Source organism: Serratia proteamaculans, from assembly GCF_004684015.1.
Classification (GTDB): Bacteria; Pseudomonadota; Gammaproteobacteria; order Enterobacterales; family Enterobacteriaceae; genus Serratia; species Serratia proteamaculans_F.
In genome coordinates this window covers 316,836-332,048 of the sequence record NZ_SRIA01000018.1, presented here as the reverse complement: position 1 = coordinate 332,048, position 15,213 = coordinate 316,836, and the positions used below count along the sequence as shown (strand labels likewise).

The 15,213-nt window shown below is 54.7% G+C and carries 14 protein-coding genes; 9 read left to right on the top strand and 5 right to left on the bottom strand.

Translation table 11 applies throughout. The features are described 5' to 3' along the window. The first annotated feature begins 5 nt into the window (after window positions 1-5). The 9 genes from E5C26_RS15380 (at window position 6) to sbmC (ending at window position 7,817) form a co-directional block, all read left to right on the top strand. Complete coding sequence (locus E5C26_RS15380) at window positions 6-860, top strand: cupin-like domain-containing protein (RefSeq protein ID WP_206194280.1); 855 nt, start codon at window positions 6-8, stop codon at window positions 858-860. After that, window positions 860-2,083 (top strand): 8-amino-7-oxononanoate synthase family protein, encoded by a 1,224-nt coding sequence (locus tag E5C26_RS15375; RefSeq protein WP_135317081.1) that lies wholly within the window; start codon window positions 860-862, stop codon window positions 2,081-2,083. Before E5C26_RS15380 ends, E5C26_RS15375 begins: the two co-directional genes overlap by 1 nt. After that, on the top strand, window positions 2,080-2,943 hold the full coding sequence (locus E5C26_RS15370; protein ID WP_135317080.1) for an HpcH/HpaI aldolase/citrate lyase family protein: 864 nt from the start codon (window positions 2,080-2,082) through the stop codon (window positions 2,941-2,943). The genes E5C26_RS15375 and E5C26_RS15370 overlap by 4 nt, the downstream gene beginning before the upstream one ends. After that, window positions 2,940-3,827 (top strand): acetaldehyde dehydrogenase (acetylating), encoded by an 888-nt coding sequence (locus E5C26_RS15365; protein ID WP_135317079.1) that lies wholly within the window; start codon window positions 2,940-2,942, stop codon window positions 3,825-3,827. Before E5C26_RS15370 ends, E5C26_RS15365 begins: the two co-directional genes overlap by 4 nt. Then, on the top strand, window positions 3,811-4,812 hold the full coding sequence (gene dmpG / locus E5C26_RS15360; RefSeq protein WP_135317078.1) for a 4-hydroxy-2-oxovalerate aldolase: 1,002 nt from the start codon (window positions 3,811-3,813) through the stop codon (window positions 4,810-4,812). The genes E5C26_RS15365 and dmpG overlap by 17 nt, the downstream gene beginning before the upstream one ends. Continuing rightward, the gene (locus E5C26_RS15355; protein ID WP_135317077.1) at window positions 4,809-5,765 is read left to right on the top strand and encodes an ornithine cyclodeaminase family protein; all 957 of its coding nucleotides are present in this window, start codon (window positions 4,809-4,811) and stop codon (window positions 5,763-5,765) included. Before dmpG ends, E5C26_RS15355 begins: the two co-directional genes overlap by 4 nt. Further along, a complete protein-coding gene (locus tag E5C26_RS15350; protein ID WP_135317076.1) occupies window positions 5,759-6,274 on the top strand; it encodes a MaoC family dehydratase in 516 nt (171 codons plus the stop codon). Before E5C26_RS15355 ends, E5C26_RS15350 begins: the two co-directional genes overlap by 7 nt. Before the next feature lie 197 nt (window positions 6,275-6,471). Then, on the top strand, window positions 6,472-7,314 hold the full coding sequence (gene kynA / locus E5C26_RS15345; RefSeq protein WP_135317075.1) for a tryptophan 2,3-dioxygenase: 843 nt from the start codon (window positions 6,472-6,474) through the stop codon (window positions 7,312-7,314). Window positions 7,315-7,346: 32 nt separating this feature from the next. Beyond that, window positions 7,347-7,817, top strand: coding sequence for a DNA gyrase inhibitor SbmC (gene sbmC, locus E5C26_RS15340; RefSeq protein WP_135317074.1), 471 nt, complete (start codon window positions 7,347-7,349; stop codon window positions 7,815-7,817). 94 nt (window positions 7,818-7,911) lie between these two features. On the opposite strand, the gene E5C26_RS15335 is transcribed toward sbmC, so the two are convergent. The 5 genes from E5C26_RS15335 to E5C26_RS15315 all read right to left on the bottom strand — a co-directional run bounded on the left by E5C26_RS15335 (window position 7,912) and on the right by E5C26_RS15315 (window position 15,183). Beyond that, window positions 7,912-8,823: a hypothetical protein gene (locus E5C26_RS15335; protein WP_135317073.1), complete on the bottom strand. Its 912-nt coding sequence runs from the start codon at window positions 8,821-8,823 to the stop codon at window positions 7,912-7,914. A 14-nt stretch (window positions 8,824-8,837) separates the two neighbouring features. After that, window positions 8,838-9,320, bottom strand: a complete 483-nt coding sequence (locus tag E5C26_RS15330) for an Hcp family type VI secretion system effector (protein WP_012145741.1) — start codon at window positions 9,318-9,320, stop codon at window positions 8,838-8,840. Window positions 9,321-9,825: 505 nt separating this feature from the next. Beyond that, window positions 9,826-10,314: a hypothetical protein gene (locus tag E5C26_RS15325; RefSeq protein ID WP_135317072.1), complete on the bottom strand. Its 489-nt coding sequence runs from the start codon at window positions 10,312-10,314 to the stop codon at window positions 9,826-9,828. 1 nt (window position 10,315) lies between these two features. Continuing rightward, on the bottom strand, window positions 10,316-14,740 hold the full coding sequence (locus tag E5C26_RS15320; protein WP_135317071.1) for an RHS repeat-associated core domain-containing protein: 4,425 nt from the start codon (window positions 14,738-14,740) through the stop codon (window positions 10,316-10,318). Window positions 14,741-14,742: 2 nt separating this feature from the next. Next, entirely contained in the window at window positions 14,743-15,183 is a 441-nt protein-coding gene (locus E5C26_RS15315) for a DcrB-related protein (RefSeq protein ID WP_135317070.1), read from the bottom strand. Window positions 15,184-15,213: the final 30 nt, after the last annotated feature.

Below are 15,213 nucleotides of genomic sequence, written 5' to 3'. Positions count from 1 at the left end.
CCATCGTGAACCAGTTAACCACGGGTATGCCCGTTCCACGTATTAGCTTTAATCAATTTGTCGCTATGGGAGTGGAGGCTATTTTCCGAGCCGACGTTCCTGTGATTATTACTGATTTACCGCTTGATACCAGCAATAGCGCTAATGACCTTATTGCTCAACGGTTAGGTGATGACAATGTCACATTATTCCGGGAAGCGAGTAATAAGGAAAATACCGAGCGATGGCAGACCACGAAAATTCAACTTCGTGGTTTTTTGGAAAATGAAGAATACCAGCGAGACAACAGCACCTGGTACCGGGTGGTTTCCAATATTATGCACCGGCCAGAAGATATCAATACTCTTCTCGGCTTCGATGCGTTTTCGCTACTGGCTTCTCGTCGTGGTCTGAATGCGGCCAATTTATGGATAAGTTACCACGGTGTATTTACCCAAAGTCACTTCGATGAACTCGAAAACTTTAATATCGCCCTGCAGGGAAGAAAGCGATTCATCCTTTACCCACCCGGCCGACGGGATTATTACCCGCGCTCTATCCTAAAGGGATTTGGCGATAAATCGCAGGCCTTTGATTTTAACAATATTGACCCACAGCGTTTCCCACGGCTGGCAGCGAAATCCCCGCAGCGTCGCGATTTTATTCTTGAGCCCGGTGAAATGCTGTATTTGCCACTGGGCTGGTGGCATCAGGCCGAGTCGTTAGACGACCTGAATATCAACGTTAATTTTTGGCTGTGGGATCTGAAAATCCTGCGCAGGCCTTATGTTTTGTATTCCGCGCTCTACACGGCCGCCTACCGTAAGTTTAAAGGCATTTATAACTATCAACCCGAACCTGCCAAGAAGGAAGGAATTTGATGACCAGCCGCAAGAAGATCATGCCAACCAACCAATATCGCAACAACGACAAAGCTATAGGTATTGGTAATCCCTTCTGGGATATGTCAGAGCAGAACGGACTCGCAGGGATCGTCGCCGGACTCGAAAACGATCTGCTGTCCACCCCGGGTGGTCATCAATTTGTCAATTTTAGCTGCTGTTCTTACCTGAATCTGGACTCCCATCCCAGGGTGATAGAAGGGGCCATCGACGCGGTACGGCGCTACGGCGTGCTGGATCACTGCATCGCCCGTAGCCGGGTTCAGCTCCCGGTGCTCAAAGAGTTGGAGGAATCGCTCGGTGAACTGTTCCAGGCCGATGTGCTCAGTGGCGTGTCGGCCAGCAGTATCAGTGGGGGGCTGCTGCCGCTGATCGCCTCCGGACATTTGGGCAACGGTGTTCGGCCGTTAATGATTTTCGATAAACATGCTCATGTGTCGTTGGCGGCGGCAAAACCCGCCTGTGCCGATGAAACCGAGGTCGTCACCTGCAATTATCACGATCTGGAGTTCATCAAGGACTGCTGCAAGCAATACCAGCGGGTCTGCTACGTGGTTGACGGCAGCGATAGCCTGGGCGGCTATGCCCCGGTTAAAGAGTTGGCCGAACTGCAGGACAAATACGGCCTGATGGTGTTCTACGATGATTCACATTCTATTTCCGCCTATGGCGAACGTGGGATCGGTTACGTTCGCTCACACAGCCCGGCGCTCAATGAGAACACCGTTATGGTGGTCACGCTCAACAAGGCTTTCGGCACCAGCGGGGCGGCGATACTGCTCAACGGCTATTCACAACCGATGTTACGCCTGGTCGAGCGCTTTGGCGGCGGACTCAACTATTCGCAAAATCTGAACACCGCGGCCATCGGTGCCAGCCTCGCTTCTGCCGAAATTCACCGCACGGCAGAGTTGCCGATGCTGCAAAAGAAGCTGTACGACAACATCGCGCTGTTCGATTCCCTGATCCCGACCGAGCAGAGCGGCAACGCCTACCCGATCCGACTGGTGCCGATGAGCGATGAGACGGTGATCAGCGAAGGGCGTCAGGTGATTGAAGCCGGTTTTTATGTCTCACCGGTATTCTTCCCAATCGTCGCCAAAGGCACTGCCGGCCTGCGGGTCATGATGCGTGCCGGGCAAACAGAAGATCAAATTCGCCGTTTGTGCAAAATACTGGCTGAAGTAAGGGCTCCCCAATGACGGATAACACACGCGCTATTCCACGCAGCATTCTGTATACGCCTGCCTTGTCGCTCAACCGGGTAGTCAAGGCGCTGACTTATGACGCCGATGTCCATCTGATCGATCTGGAAGACTCGGTTCCCGGCCCGTCGAAGGCACAAGGGCGGGTCATCTGCCGCACCGCGCTTGATAATTCCCCTCCATCGGCGAATATTGCCGTGCGCATCAACGCGCTGGGTACGGTTGATGCGCTGCATGACCTGGTGATGCTTTGTGGCGGCGGCACCGCGCCGGGGTTTATCGTCATGTCGATGGTCAGGTCACCTGCCGAGGTGGTTTTTCTGCGTGAGACTTTTGCCTCTGCGGGCAAGTCCCCGGAGATTTACCTGACGATAGAGACCGTTGAAGCCATTACCGATCTCGATGACGTCGCGGCCGTCGCCGATGGCCTGATTTTTGGCTCTGCGGATTTGGCGGCCACGCTGGGCGTGCCGATCACCTGGTCGGGGATGCTGGCGGCGCGTCAGGCGATGGTTCTGGCCAGTGCCAGACACGGCATTGGTTGCATTGATACCGCCAACTATCGTCTTTCTGAACCAGAGGTGCTGGCAAACGAAATCCAGAACATCCGGGATCTGGGCTTCCACGGCAAAGCTACCGTTCACCCCAGTGAGCTTGAACCTATCAATTCAGCTTTACGGCCTAACGAGGGCGCGTTATTGGCGGCGCGCCGCATCACCGAGGCGGTAAAGGCTGCGCAAGGGGGCATTGCCTTGCTGGATGGTCATATGGTGGGGCCACCTTTCGCCCGCATGGCCCATACCACCCTGGGATTAGGCCAGGCCTGGGCGGCTCGTTTTAACAGGAGCAACTCATGACGCTCTCCGTTGCCGTGATAGGGACCGGCGCCATAGGTATGGATCTGGTCAATAAAATATATCGCTCATCCTGGCTGCATTGTGGGTTGGTGGCAGGGCGCAACAAGGACTCAGCCGGTTTGGTTGCCGCCACTCAGCTGGGGTGCCCGATCAGTGCAGGGGGGATCGATGCCATTTTGGCGGCTCCCAAGCCATTCGATGTGGTGTTCGACGCCACCAACGCCATGTCACATGTCAAACACTGGGAGTTGCTTCGCCCTCTGGGTACGTTGCTGATCGACCTGACCCCCAGCCACCTGGGGAAAATGATTGTCCCCACGGTGACCGGCACCGAAGCCCTGACCGATCGCAATGTCAGTTTGATCAGTTGCGGTGGACAGGCTTCGATCCCCATCCTGCATGCCCTGAGCCGACATTTTCAAATGAACGACATCGAGGTAGTGGCGACCGTAGCCAGCAATATTTTGGGGCGAGCGACACGAGTCAACATCGATGAATACGTAGAAACTACTCAGATTGCGCTCAGCGCTTTCACTGGCGTGGCAAATACCAAGGCGATCCTCAATATTAGCCCGGCAACGCCACCGGCCATGTTCAGGGTCACTATTTTTGCCGATATCCCCGGCGTGACGGCAGAACAGATAACCCCGGTGGTCACGGCGGCGGCGGCGGCGGTGCGGGAGTTTTCGGCGGGCTATAGGTTAACGGCGATCCAGGTGACCGAAGGGCGAGCGTCAATCTCGCTGGAGGTGACCGCCAGCAGCAAGGTTATGCCTGAATACGCGGGCAACCTGGACCTGATTAATTCCGCTGCCATTCTGGTCGCCGAACAGTATGCGCACTATCGAAATAAAGCGGAGGTGGCCAATGACTATTCTCATTAACGATTCAACCCTGCGCGATGGCCAGCATGCGGTAAAACACCAACTCACTGCGGCGCAGTTGCGAAGCTACGCCACTGCGGCGGACAAAACCGGCGTTGCGATTGTTGAAGTCGGCCACGGTAACGGGCTGGGGGCTTCCTCCTATCAGGTGGGCCGTGCGGCATTGAGTGACGAACAGATGCTGACCAGCGTGCGCGAGTCTTTGCAAAACAGCAAGATGGGGGTGTTTATGTTGCCCGGCTGGGGCACCATTGCCGACTTGTCCAAAGCTCTGGCTTACGGCACGGATGTGGTGCGCATTGGTACCCATTGTACCGAGGCTACGCTGGCCGAACGCCATCTGGGCTGGCTGCGGGAGCGGGGTGCGGAAGCTCATGCGGTGCTGATGATGAGCCATATGGCAAGCCCGGCCGAGTTGGCTGACCAGGCCGAGTTATTGGTGGGTTACGGCGCGCAGGCGGTCGGCATTATGGATTCGGCCGGCAGTCTCTTGCCGCAGGATGTCACCGCACGTATTACGGCCATGCGCATGCAGGTAGAGGTGACGCTGATTTTCCACGCGCATAACAACCTGGGCATGGCGGTGGCGAATTCGCTGGCCGCCGTTCAGGCAGGCGCAGGCATTATTGATGGCTGCGCTCGTGGGTTCGGTGCCGGGGCGGGCAATACCCAACTGGAAGTGCTGATCCCGGTATTGGAGCGCCTGGGTTTCAACACCGGCATCGATCTGTATCATTTTCTTGATGCCGCCGATCTTGCCGCCAGAGAGTTAATGGTGGTTCCGCCAATGATTGACTCCCTGGGCATCGTCAGCGGTCTGGCCGGCGTTTTTTCCGGTTTCAAAAGCCCGGTGCTAAACCATGCCGGCAACGCCGGGGTGGATGCGCGCGATGTCTTCTTCGAACTGGGACGACGACAAATTATTGCCGGACAGGAAGACCTGATTGTTGAGGTTGTCGCCGAGCTGAAGAGAGCCGCTTCATGATCCTGCCAATCATCGACGCCGCTGAAATGGCAGGGGGTGATCGTCTGCGACAGGTGATGACGACCCTGAGTGACGTGTTCCAGGATTTACGCAGCGGTAAAGAACAATCGCCGCCGCGCACCTTACTGGATCATGGCCGTTCAGAGATGCTGGTCAGCCCGGCCAGTTGGCTGAAACGCGGTGTCGCCAGCGTCAAAATTACCACGCTCACGCCGGGTAACGCCGCACATGGTCTTCCACTGATCCACGGTGTGGTGGTGCTGACCGACATCAATACCGGTCAGATGCTGGCATTACTTGATGGCGCAAGCCTAACGGCAGTACGCACCGGCGCAGTGGCCGGTTTGGCAACCGACCTGTGTGCTAATGCCGATGCCGGGAACCTGGCCATTCTGGGGGCCGGGGTACAGGCCCGGGCCGTGCTGCTGGCAATGCTTGCCGTACGCCCGATCCGCAAGGTGCGAATTTTTTCCCGTACGCCAGCCCGGACCGATCTGTTCGTGCAGTGGGCGCGAACGGTGACGGCGGCAGAGATTGCCGTTTGCCATAGCGTGTTCGAAGCGGTGCAGGGGGCGGATATCATCTGCACCACCACCTCAACCTCATCTTCCCAACCCTTGATTGAGCCCGGTTGGGTAACGCCGGGGGCGCATCTGAATATTATCGGCGGCACCCATGAAGAGGCTATTGAGGTTGATCCGGCCTTGCTGAAAACGGCGTTTGTGGTGGTGGAAACCGCCGTTGCCGCTCAGGCAGATGCGGGGGAGGTTCGAACCGCCCTCACGCAGGGTTACCTACAACCTGAAGATCTTAATGAACTCGGCGCTGTCATTCTTGGCGAGTCTGCTGCGGGTGAAGGGCAGACCACCTTGTTTCGCAGTGTGGGGCTGGCGATTGAAGACACGGCCGCCGCGATCGCACTTTATCCATCCACAGAGAAGAGACCATGCTAAGACGAGTTGGCGAAAATGAGTACGTTGAAGAACACGGTGGCGACTACGAGGACTTCGAGCCTGGCATGACCATCAAACACTGGCCGGGGCGCACGCTTTCCGAAGCCGACAACACCTGGCTAACCTTGCTGACCATGAACCAGCATCCATTGCATTTCGATCAGGCCTATGGCGCTCAGGTTGAATATGGCCGCGTATTGGTGAACAGCAGCATTACGCTGGCGTTGGTTAGCGGCATGACCGTGCAAGCCTTGTCTGCCCGAGCGGTGGCTAATCTGGGGTGGGAAAAAGTGCGTTTGAAAGATCCGCTTTTTGTCGGCGATACGCTGTATGCCACCAGCAAAATCCTGGCAAAACGGCCTTCAAAATCCCAGCCGAATAAAGGCATTGTCACGGTAGAAACCCTGGGTATCAAATCCACCGGTGAGACGGTGATTACTTTTGAGCGGTCGTTTATGGTTATGCGGCGGGATTATATTGCCGCCCAATCTTCATCCGCGCAGGATTAAATGCCTGGCTCATTCCCGTTGATCACCGCAGCGGGGATGAGCAGAAAAAACCATTGAATGAAAGCGCTGTTACCCAGCCTGAGATCTGCGTGGCAACTCTGGTTGATAGTCCCTCAGGGCTGGGGGTTCTGTACTATGTTTTCTGTTTGCAGCACGCTACACGCCGCTTCCGGTCGTGAGCGCAGCGGAGAGAACAGATGAACAAACGGGAATTAGAAAGCGCGATTGTCACCGATTTTTCCAAACGCATGAGCTACGGCGACTATCTGTGCCTGGATCAACTGCTGGACTGCCAACATCCGTTGTCCAACCCGCAGCATCATGATGAGATGCTGTTTGTGGTGCAGCACCAGACCTCCGAACTGTGGATGAAGTTAATGCTGCATGAGCTGCAGGCGGCGCGGACGCTGGTGCAGCAGGACAAACTCAGCCACTGCTTCAAAATCCTGGCCCGGGTTAAACAGATCCAGCGTTTGCTGTTTGAGCAGTGGGCGGTGCTGGAAACCCTGACACCGTCGGAATACGTTGAATTCCGTGACGTGCTGGGCAACTCATCGGGCTTCCAATCCCATCAATATCGCTCGATTGAGTTTTTGCTGGGCAACAAGAATGCCGCCATGCTGGCAGTGTTCAGCAACGATGCAGATAAACACGCCGCGCTGAAGGCGATCCTCGAGGCACCCAGCCTGTACGATGAATACCTGCTCTACCTATCACGTCATGGCCTTCCCATTCCGCAGGAGTGCATCGAACGTGACTGGACCCAGCCTTACCAGCGTAACCCGGACCTGCTGCCGGCGTTTAAAGAGATCTACGATCACCCGCAAAAGTATTGGGAAGCCTATGAAATGGCCGAGAAGCTGGTAGATATTGAGGAAAGCTTCCACCTGTGGCGTTTCCGCCATATGAAGACGGTGGAGCGGATTATCGGCTTTAAGACCGGCACCGGCGGTTCCAGCGGTGTCAGCTTCCTGAAAAAGGCGCTGGAATTGACCTTCTTCCCGGAACTGCTGGATGTGCGAACCGAGATCGGTGCCTGAACGGTATCCCGTATCAGTGCGAGGAGAGGGCGATGACGTTAAGAATTGAAGATAAATCAGCGGAAAGAGTGGTGGGGGTGCGCGTGGTCGGGCCTTATCCACAAACCATCCCTCAGGGCTGCCAACGGCTGATGGCCTGGCAGCAGCAACACCAGGTGCCATTAGGAAAATGGCTGGTGTTGTATTGGGACGATCCGGCTGAAGTGGCCCCCGAGCGACTGCGGGCCGATGTGGTGTTCACCGTGGCGGATGATTTCGTATTGCCGACGTCGGCCAGTGAGGGGGTTGCGTTACAAACCCTGCCCGCCGGGCAATATGCGATTTACAATGTGCGCGTCAGCGACGGGGATTTCGAGCGGGTATGGGGTGATTTCTATCAGCGGGAATTGCCGGCCAGCGGTTATCAGCCAGTAGAAGGGGTGAGCTATGAGCACTACCTTAATGACTGCGAGGTGGATGGTTACTTTGACCTGGATATTTACCAGACGGTGAAAAAAGGCTGAGTTTGCGGTGCAGGGAAGGGGAAATGCCGAGGCGTCAGGGAGAGAAAAAGGGCTGAACCCGGCGAATACCGGGCTCAGTTCCCTATATTATTGGCTAGAAGGTACTGGCGATTTCATACATTAACTTCATATGCGCCTTTGAGATGTTCGTCGTGCCGCTATCACTGATTACCGAGACATACTGCTGCTCACTGGTTAACAGGATTTTGGCTTGTAACGGCGAGGATCGCTCGTTCAGGGTGGTAAATAACAGCGTTTCAATGCGATCCAGATTGGGATCGGCATTGCCCCTGGCCTGGTCCGTATAACGTCTGCCCATATACAGCTCGGCATTACTGCGGCATTTATCTTCATCCTTGATTATTTTTATCCGCGTTTCGTTAACGAACTCAATCAGCTTGATCCTCGCCTTGGCCGTTCTTTTGGTTGCTTCCAGCAAGTCTTTATTATCCGTCTGCTGACGCTCGGACAAGGTGTTTCTGAGCATCAACAGCCCGGCACTGACGATACCTGTCGCGCCGATCGTCGTCATGGCATACCGGACATAGATATTGGTCATCAGCGTGTCTGCTGCCTGAGCGGCGGCAATCGCCGCATAGGTAGCACCCGCGCCCGATAATGCGCCCACGGCACCTACTGCCTTGGCGGCATAATCATAGTTACTCTTTTGCCTGTCGTTATAGACGTTGCCTCCATAACCCCGCAACGAGGTTTTATATTTTTGGAAGAAACCAGAGTTTTCTTGCAGAGTGGTATTGTTGCCATGATTCAATAGCCCCATTTCCATCTCGTTGGTGTTATCTACTTCACCATTGCGCTGAGCATCACTGCTCTGGCGCAATCGTTCGAAACTGGACATGATTGCCCGTTCGGAGTCATTCTCATACTGGTTGAGCGCTGTATTATCCAGCTCATTAACAAAGGCGATAATTATCCGCAGCTCGTCAGCATTGTATACCGAGAGATCGTTGAGCAGATTGTCTATCGCCAGCGTTGGGTCTGCCATAGTGCTGCCCTCGTTTAAATCTCTTTATTCTGTTTAATATCCCAACCGGCTTTGGTTTCCGCACCTTTGGTGCCGCTGGCGCTTTGCTCCCAGTAATGCAGGTTGACCTTGGAAGCCTGGAAGCGATATTTAACCAGGATATTGTCGGTGTGCCCAACACCGGTAAAGTCCGCCATACTGACCAGGACATCTTCCAGCACGATCCTGGTATATTCGACCTGGGTCCCCCCGGCCTTGCAGATAGAAAGTTCAACTTTGGTTACATGTTTACCGCTGGAGCAAAACTTCAGAATGGCCGGTGTAGATTTATCGATAAGTGCCTGCACCTCCAAATCCTTGAAGTTTACTTTCCCTGTCCCGCCGCCACCGCCTACGGCCATATTGCCAGACTGGGTCGCCCCCCAGTTGAATGACAGAATATCAGTCCAATTTTTGTGATTAGAATCATTCGATTCGCCAGTAACCCCGTCAACTTTCAGAAATGAGTCAATTGCCATTTTGATACCTATTTGAAATTGATTAATTTGCATTGGCGAAGCGGATTTATATCCATCAAGGCCAATAAGTGAGGTGGTACTTCTGGGCAGTTACAGTATTTGCTAATACGCCCGGAATTAAACTTGAACTAAATATTAATGGTGATTGCAACGGCTATGGGTGGGTGTCTCTCCTTTGGTTTTTAGGGTGAGTTTGGTTGTGCAGTGCAGAGAAAATGCACTACCACAGGTTTTTAAATTTAGGGGTGAATTAACGAATGCTTTTTATCAAACACTTATTGATGAGATAGGGTGATTATCTATTTTTATAATGTGCTTTTCTCTATGTTTATCAACGCAGGTTGCTTCGGAATATATTGATGCGTGTTAATCCCGTCAGCCTGAAAGGATTATATCGGATCTGTATAGGCGGCAGGGGTTCTTTACGGTACAGCGTACAACTTCGATCTAAAACCAAAAAGATACTTTGGATTAAAACCCAATCGAAGATAGAGTCCCCGTTAATTCAGTAAGTTATTTTGTTTCTTCTACAATAACGTTGCCATTCTCCTTCATCACGAAAGCTGCTTCGATAGTTACATACTATGGTTCCGGTTAAATTATGAGGGTCATAGGCAGCGTCAATGTGTCCCCAAGGCCCACTAACGGGCAACTGTATTGAGGTTTCACTTTTAAACCATGCTCGAAGACTTTTGGTAACTTTACCCTCAGGTTTACTTTGTTCTCCCATCATTAATTTCTCCGGAGCAAAACGCCAACTACAAAGTAAAGCATTTTTTGAAAATGGTTCGGAAAAATCAATTATTAAATATATTTTACCTAGTTTTTTATTGCTTGAATTTATTATGGTTCTGTATGAAGTTGTACTGCCATCTGATTTCTCTGGCCACCCTTCAAAAGATACAGACTTTATCATTAACTCTTCTTTAGTTGTGGTCGAACTTAGAGTTATTTTGTTTAGTTCTAACTCACCATTATGGGTATTTATTTGCATCTTAAAATCCAAGTTCAAAAGGTTTTCCAATCGGTTCAAGTACAGTTTTATAATTCGAGAGAAAATATTGAGTTCCTCCCCCCTTACCGAATCTCGATTGGTCCTGTGATAGCGCTTTACCTGTTCCAGCTACAGCTTCTCTTTTAACTCTATATGCTTGTATTTTTGATCTAAAGCCAAATTTTTCATGTGGAAGCACTTGCAAACTCTCCCAGAGTTTCTGTCGACTTCCACCTGCGGCATTTAATGTGGCCTTATCAAAGTAGAAACCTGACTGCCCAGGAGCGCCACCATAAACAATATCACCTTCTTTTAGCATTGTGTTTGACCATGAATCCCGTCCTTTATAGATACCACGCCCTTGCCACTGTCGACCAAAAGCAGCCTGATTATGATCGTTGTCTTTGGTTGGTGCACATCGCGGTTTCCATCCCCAAGGATCCACCCACCCCAAAGGATTCGGCGCATACTGATATAGATTGAATCCCCCAACAAGCCCAATCGGGTCGTGCTGGGTAAATCTGCCGATATCCGGGTCGTAATAACGGAACAGATTGTAGTGCAATCCGGTTTCGCGATCCAGGTATTGGCCCTGCAGACGCAGGTTTTGGGAGTAATCCAAATGCTGCTGATTTTCCTCATACTTTGTTTTGCCCCAGGCGCTGCTGTGGCCTTGCCAGCGTAGGGTGCCGTCGCTGTCGGTCAGGCTTTCCGGTTCGCCGTTGGGCGCGGTGTGGAAGTAAAACACCTGCGCCTGCGGCCCGCCGTCAATGCGTGCCAGCGGCTCATAGCTTCCCTGATCGGCATACACATAGGTGAGCGGCATGCCGTCGCGGGTTTCCTGCAACAGTCGGAAACCTTCCCATAGGAAGGTGGTGGTCTGGCGCTTACCGCCTGGTTGGCGCAGGTCCTGGCTTTGCAGCCACACCTGTTTTTGCGTGCGGCGCCCGAGTGGATCGTAACGGAACTGCACATGCTGCTGGGGTTCGCTGCGGTGCAGGCTGTAACGTACCACTTCGCAGAGACGGTGTTCGGCGTCGTAGCGGTATTGCCAGCGGTAGTGGCCCTTGCGCTTTTCCACCGTGCGGCCAAAGGTATCGTAACGGTAGTCGATACCTTGATAGTGCATCACGCGGTTATGCCGCTGGCGGAACTGGCCTTCATCCAACAGGTTGGAGGCCGGATCGTAGCGGTAGCGCTCGGTGTCCGGCAAGGTACCGTCCTGGCTTAGCAGGCGGCCTGCGGCGTCATAGTGATAACGCTGATAGGCGAACGGGTTGGCGTTCTGTTCTTCGCGCGTCAGGTTATTTTGATAGTCGTAGAACCACTGCCGCGAACTGCTGGCAGGGGCTGGACGTTGGCGATTGTCGTTAAAAATCTCCCGGCGATCTTTACGTCCGAGCCGATCGTAGTGCAGTCGGCTGGTCAGTCGGCCCTGAGTGCGGCTCAACTCACGGTGCAGGTTGTCACGTTCGAACTCGCTAATGGTAACGTCATCCAACGCCACCTGCAGCAGGTGGCCACTGCCGTAGTACAGCGAGCGCAGGATACGGCCGTCTGGCAGGGCAATCTGCGTGCGGTTGCCCATCGGGTCGTAATCGTAGTTCAGCGTGCCCTGGTTACCTTGCTCACTGAGCACCCGACCCAGCAGGTCATAGCTGAAGCTGGCTTCGCTCTCCGCTTCCGACTGGTAATCCCGCCATACATCGCCGCGATAGAAGGCAGCGTGCAGTAACTGGCCGACCGGATTGTAGCGATAGCGGGTTTCTCCGTCCGGCGTCTGCTTGTTCAACAGTTGCCCGGCGGCGTCATGGCTGAAGTAGTGTGAAAAGGCAGCAGGCGTATTGGCTGCAAAGGTGCGCTCAATAACCCGGCGGCACTCGTCATAACGATAGCGGGTGCTGATACCGTCCAGCCCGATCTCTTCCTGCAGCAGATTGGCCGCTGTCCACTGGAAGCCGTAGCTCTCGCCGTTCTCATTGCGCAGAGCGGTCAGCCGACCACGAGTATCGTAGCTGCGCAGCACTTCGCCATCGAGCGGGTTGCGGGTCGCCAGCAGGCGACCGACGCTGTCGTAACGATAGTGCGTCAGGCGGCCATCGGCCCCCTGGTAATGCACCAACTGACCCTGTTCGTTCCAGCCCAGTTTCTCCTGCCAGCCTTCGGCACGCTGCAACTGTGTCAGGCGGCCGGCGCTGTCGTAATGGTAACGAGTGCTCTCACCGGCGGCGTCGGTGACCTCGGTTAACCAGCCTTGTGGCAGGTAGCTGTAGGTGGTCTGTTTACCGGAGCAATCGCGGGCGCGGATCAACTGGCCGTGTTCATCATAGGCGAAATGGCTGATGCCGCCGTTGGCGTCGACCGACTGCACTACCTGGCCGTAGTCATCGCGCAAATAACGCTGGGTGTGACCGAGTGCATCGACGTCGGCTACCAGCGCGTGGCGCTGATCGTAATAAAAATACTGAGTGGCGCCGTTAGGTGCTTTGATACTGACCGGCAGCGCGTGCTGTGGCAGCCATTGCGTCAGACGGATATTGCCGAGCGGATCCTGTTCTTCGACCAGGTTACCGGCTTCGTCGTAGCGAAATTGCCAGCCATGGCCCAACGGATCCTGGCTCGCGACCAGCATATCTTCGTCGTTCCACTGGTAACGCCAGACTTCACCGCGTTCGTCGGTGTATTCGGTAATCAACTGCTGGCTGTTCCAGCGGTGGCTGTGTTGCAGACCATCGTATTCGGTGACGGTGGTCAGGCCTGCCGCCAAATCGTAATCTATGGTGCAGCCGCTACCGGCTTCATCGCGGTGTTCCACCACCCGCCAGTCGTCAAACATCGCCCAGCGATATTCGAAATAGGGGCCGCCCGCCTGTTGATGGCGGGTCAACAGAGAATGATCGTTATAATGGAACTCGCGGGTAATCAGGCCACCGGCGTCAACCACCTGGTGGAGATCGCCGGTGTCGTTATAGCAATAACGTACTCGCGTCTCATCGTTATGGCACAGTGCCGTAACGCGGTCGGCAAAGCGATCATCGGCGTATTCCAGTTGCAACGTCATGGCGTTGGCACTGTCGCTGATCTGGCTCAGGCGTTGTTGTTCGTCGTAGCTCAACAGTAGCGCGTTGTCATATTCGTCGCTGAGCGACATTAGCCGCAGGCGAGAGGGTTCCTGTGGCAGCGGGACAAACAGTCGCCACACGCTGCCATCGGTATCGGCGATGACCAGTTGACCTTCTTCGCCGCTGCGGAACATTAAACCTTCACCGGCATTGAAGCTGGGTTTGTTCACCTCGGGTAGCGGGAAGCGCAGTTCGCGGCCGGTTTCATCATGCAGGCAACATTCGACACCGCCTTTGCCGTCGTCAGCCAGATCGACCCAGGTTTCAAACTGAGTACGCCAGCCGTGACCGAATAGACCCTGATAGCGGTTGCGGCTGTTGTAATTGCGCTGCCAGACCAGTGGGAAGCGTGCCGACAGCAACAGATCGATATCCTCTTCACCGTTCAGTACCTTGGCCCCGGTGGCGGCGTGTACTGGATTAAATGCGGCATGGATCGCTTCCCCGAGCGCATTGGCCCCTGCCGCCGCCAACCCGCCGCCAATCATGCAGGGCAGGTTCTTGACCAGTTTGGACGGGTTGCCGAGCAGCAATGGCAGCACGGTCAGTGCCAGGCCGATGCCCGGCAGTTTGCCGCTTTTGATATCCCGTACCACAACCGCATCGCCACCGATCAGGACGTTCTTTGAAACGTCGGTCGAGACCTTGGCTTCACAGGTGGAACGGTCGTTACTGCGCACGGCCGGTTGACCGTTAATGAATACCTTGCCGGAACCTTCCGCCAGATATTGCGGGCTGGGGTGCTTGTCGCAAGCGATCTTGTCTTCTTCCAGCGCCTGGCTGGGCAGGCTGGGACCGGCGACGCTGGGCTGCCACAGCTGGGAAATGATATTGCCCCCGGCGGCCAGCAGCTCAGAACCGTAATCCCAAAAACTTTGTGGCGGTTGCGGCGCGGGCAGGGCTTTGATCTCATCAGCGGTGAGCAACCGCCCAGCGGCACGTGCGGCCGGTTTGGCGTTGGTGAACACATTGGCTGACCCTGTAAGGATCACGCCGGAGACCACCGGGGGAAACAGCCAGTTGGCCACGGTGTCACAGCCGTTGCTGATATGTTCGCCGACGCCGGTCAGGCTGGCGGTGAAGCCGACGATCAGACCGGCACCGACACAGCCGGAAGCCGCTGTTGCCGCCGCACCCAACACTGCCACACCCGCCAGCGCCGGAGCTGCCGCTGCCGCTGCAGCCGCAACGGCGGCTGTCGCCAGTGAGTAAACTGCAACCTCGGCAACGGCGCTGGCGATGTCCGCCAGCGGGCTGGTATGGATCAGTTCGTCATCCTTTCTTGCCGCCCAAATATCGCTCATGGTTATCGGTCATCCTGTCCGGTCAATGCCAGCGAGGCTTTCACCTGCTGCCATTCATGGTCATCCTCGTTGGTGAAAGGCTTCATTGAGGAATACGTCACGATCAGCAGCGTCTGGCTCCCTTCGGGCTGTGCCGCTAACTGATGCTGATGATGGTGGTGTCCGGCGCGGATGAAATTGCTGGTGACTTCGATAGCCCGGATAAGGCTGTTTGGCCCAACGCTGATACGCTGGCGTGGTGACTGCTGCAAATCGGTGATCTGCGGCAACAGCGTCTGCCACTGTTTTTCAAATTCGTCTTCCAGCGTGCTGTCCTGCGGGATCGCGCCACGGGTGATCACCAGAGAAGCGCCGGTCTGCGGGTTTTTGAGGATATTGACGGTGCAGTCCTGCCAAGGGCCGGCGGGCAGGGTGAAATGACCTTCCTGGAAAAGATAATTCATGAGTACTCTCTAAAATGTTGAGGACTAAAA

Excerpts from the sequence above, each read along its gene's own strand:
- E5C26_RS15375 (WP_135317081.1), top strand. The coding sequence starts at position 860 with ATGACCAGCCGCAAGAAGATCATGCCAACCAACCAATATCGCAACAAC.
- E5C26_RS15370 (WP_135317080.1), top strand. The coding sequence starts at position 2,080 with ATGACGGATAACACACGCGCTATTCCACGCAGCATTCTGTATACGCCT.
- E5C26_RS15365 (WP_135317079.1), top strand. The coding sequence starts at position 2,940 with ATGACGCTCTCCGTTGCCGTGATAGGGACCGGCGCCATAGGTATGGAT.
- dmpG (WP_135317078.1), top strand. The coding sequence starts at position 3,811 with ATGACTATTCTCATTAACGATTCAACCCTGCGCGATGGCCAGCATGCG.
- E5C26_RS15355 (WP_135317077.1), top strand. The coding sequence starts at position 4,809 with ATGATCCTGCCAATCATCGACGCCGCTGAAATGGCAGGGGGTGATCGT.
- E5C26_RS15350 (WP_135317076.1), top strand. The coding sequence starts at position 5,759 with ATGCTAAGACGAGTTGGCGAAAATGAGTACGTTGAAGAACACGGTGGC.
- kynA (WP_135317075.1), top strand. The coding sequence starts at position 6,472 with ATGAACAAACGGGAATTAGAAAGCGCGATTGTCACCGATTTTTCCAAA.
- sbmC (WP_135317074.1), top strand. The coding sequence starts at position 7,347 with ATGACGTTAAGAATTGAAGATAAATCAGCGGAAAGAGTGGTGGGGGTG.
- E5C26_RS15335 (WP_135317073.1), bottom strand. The coding sequence starts at position 8,823 with ATGGCAGACCCAACGCTGGCGATAGACAATCTGCTCAACGATCTCTCG.
- E5C26_RS15330 (WP_012145741.1), bottom strand. The coding sequence starts at position 9,320 with ATGGCAATTGACTCATTTCTGAAAGTTGACGGGGTTACTGGCGAATCG.
- E5C26_RS15325 (WP_135317072.1), bottom strand. The coding sequence starts at position 10,314 with ATGCAAATAAATACCCATAATGGTGAGTTAGAACTAAACAAAATAACT.
- E5C26_RS15320 (WP_135317071.1), bottom strand. The coding sequence starts at position 14,740 with ATGAGCGATATTTGGGCGGCAAGAAAGGATGACGAACTGATCCATACC.
- E5C26_RS15315 (WP_135317070.1), bottom strand. The coding sequence starts at position 15,183 with ATGAATTATCTTTTCCAGGAAGGTCATTTCACCCTGCCCGCCGGCCCT.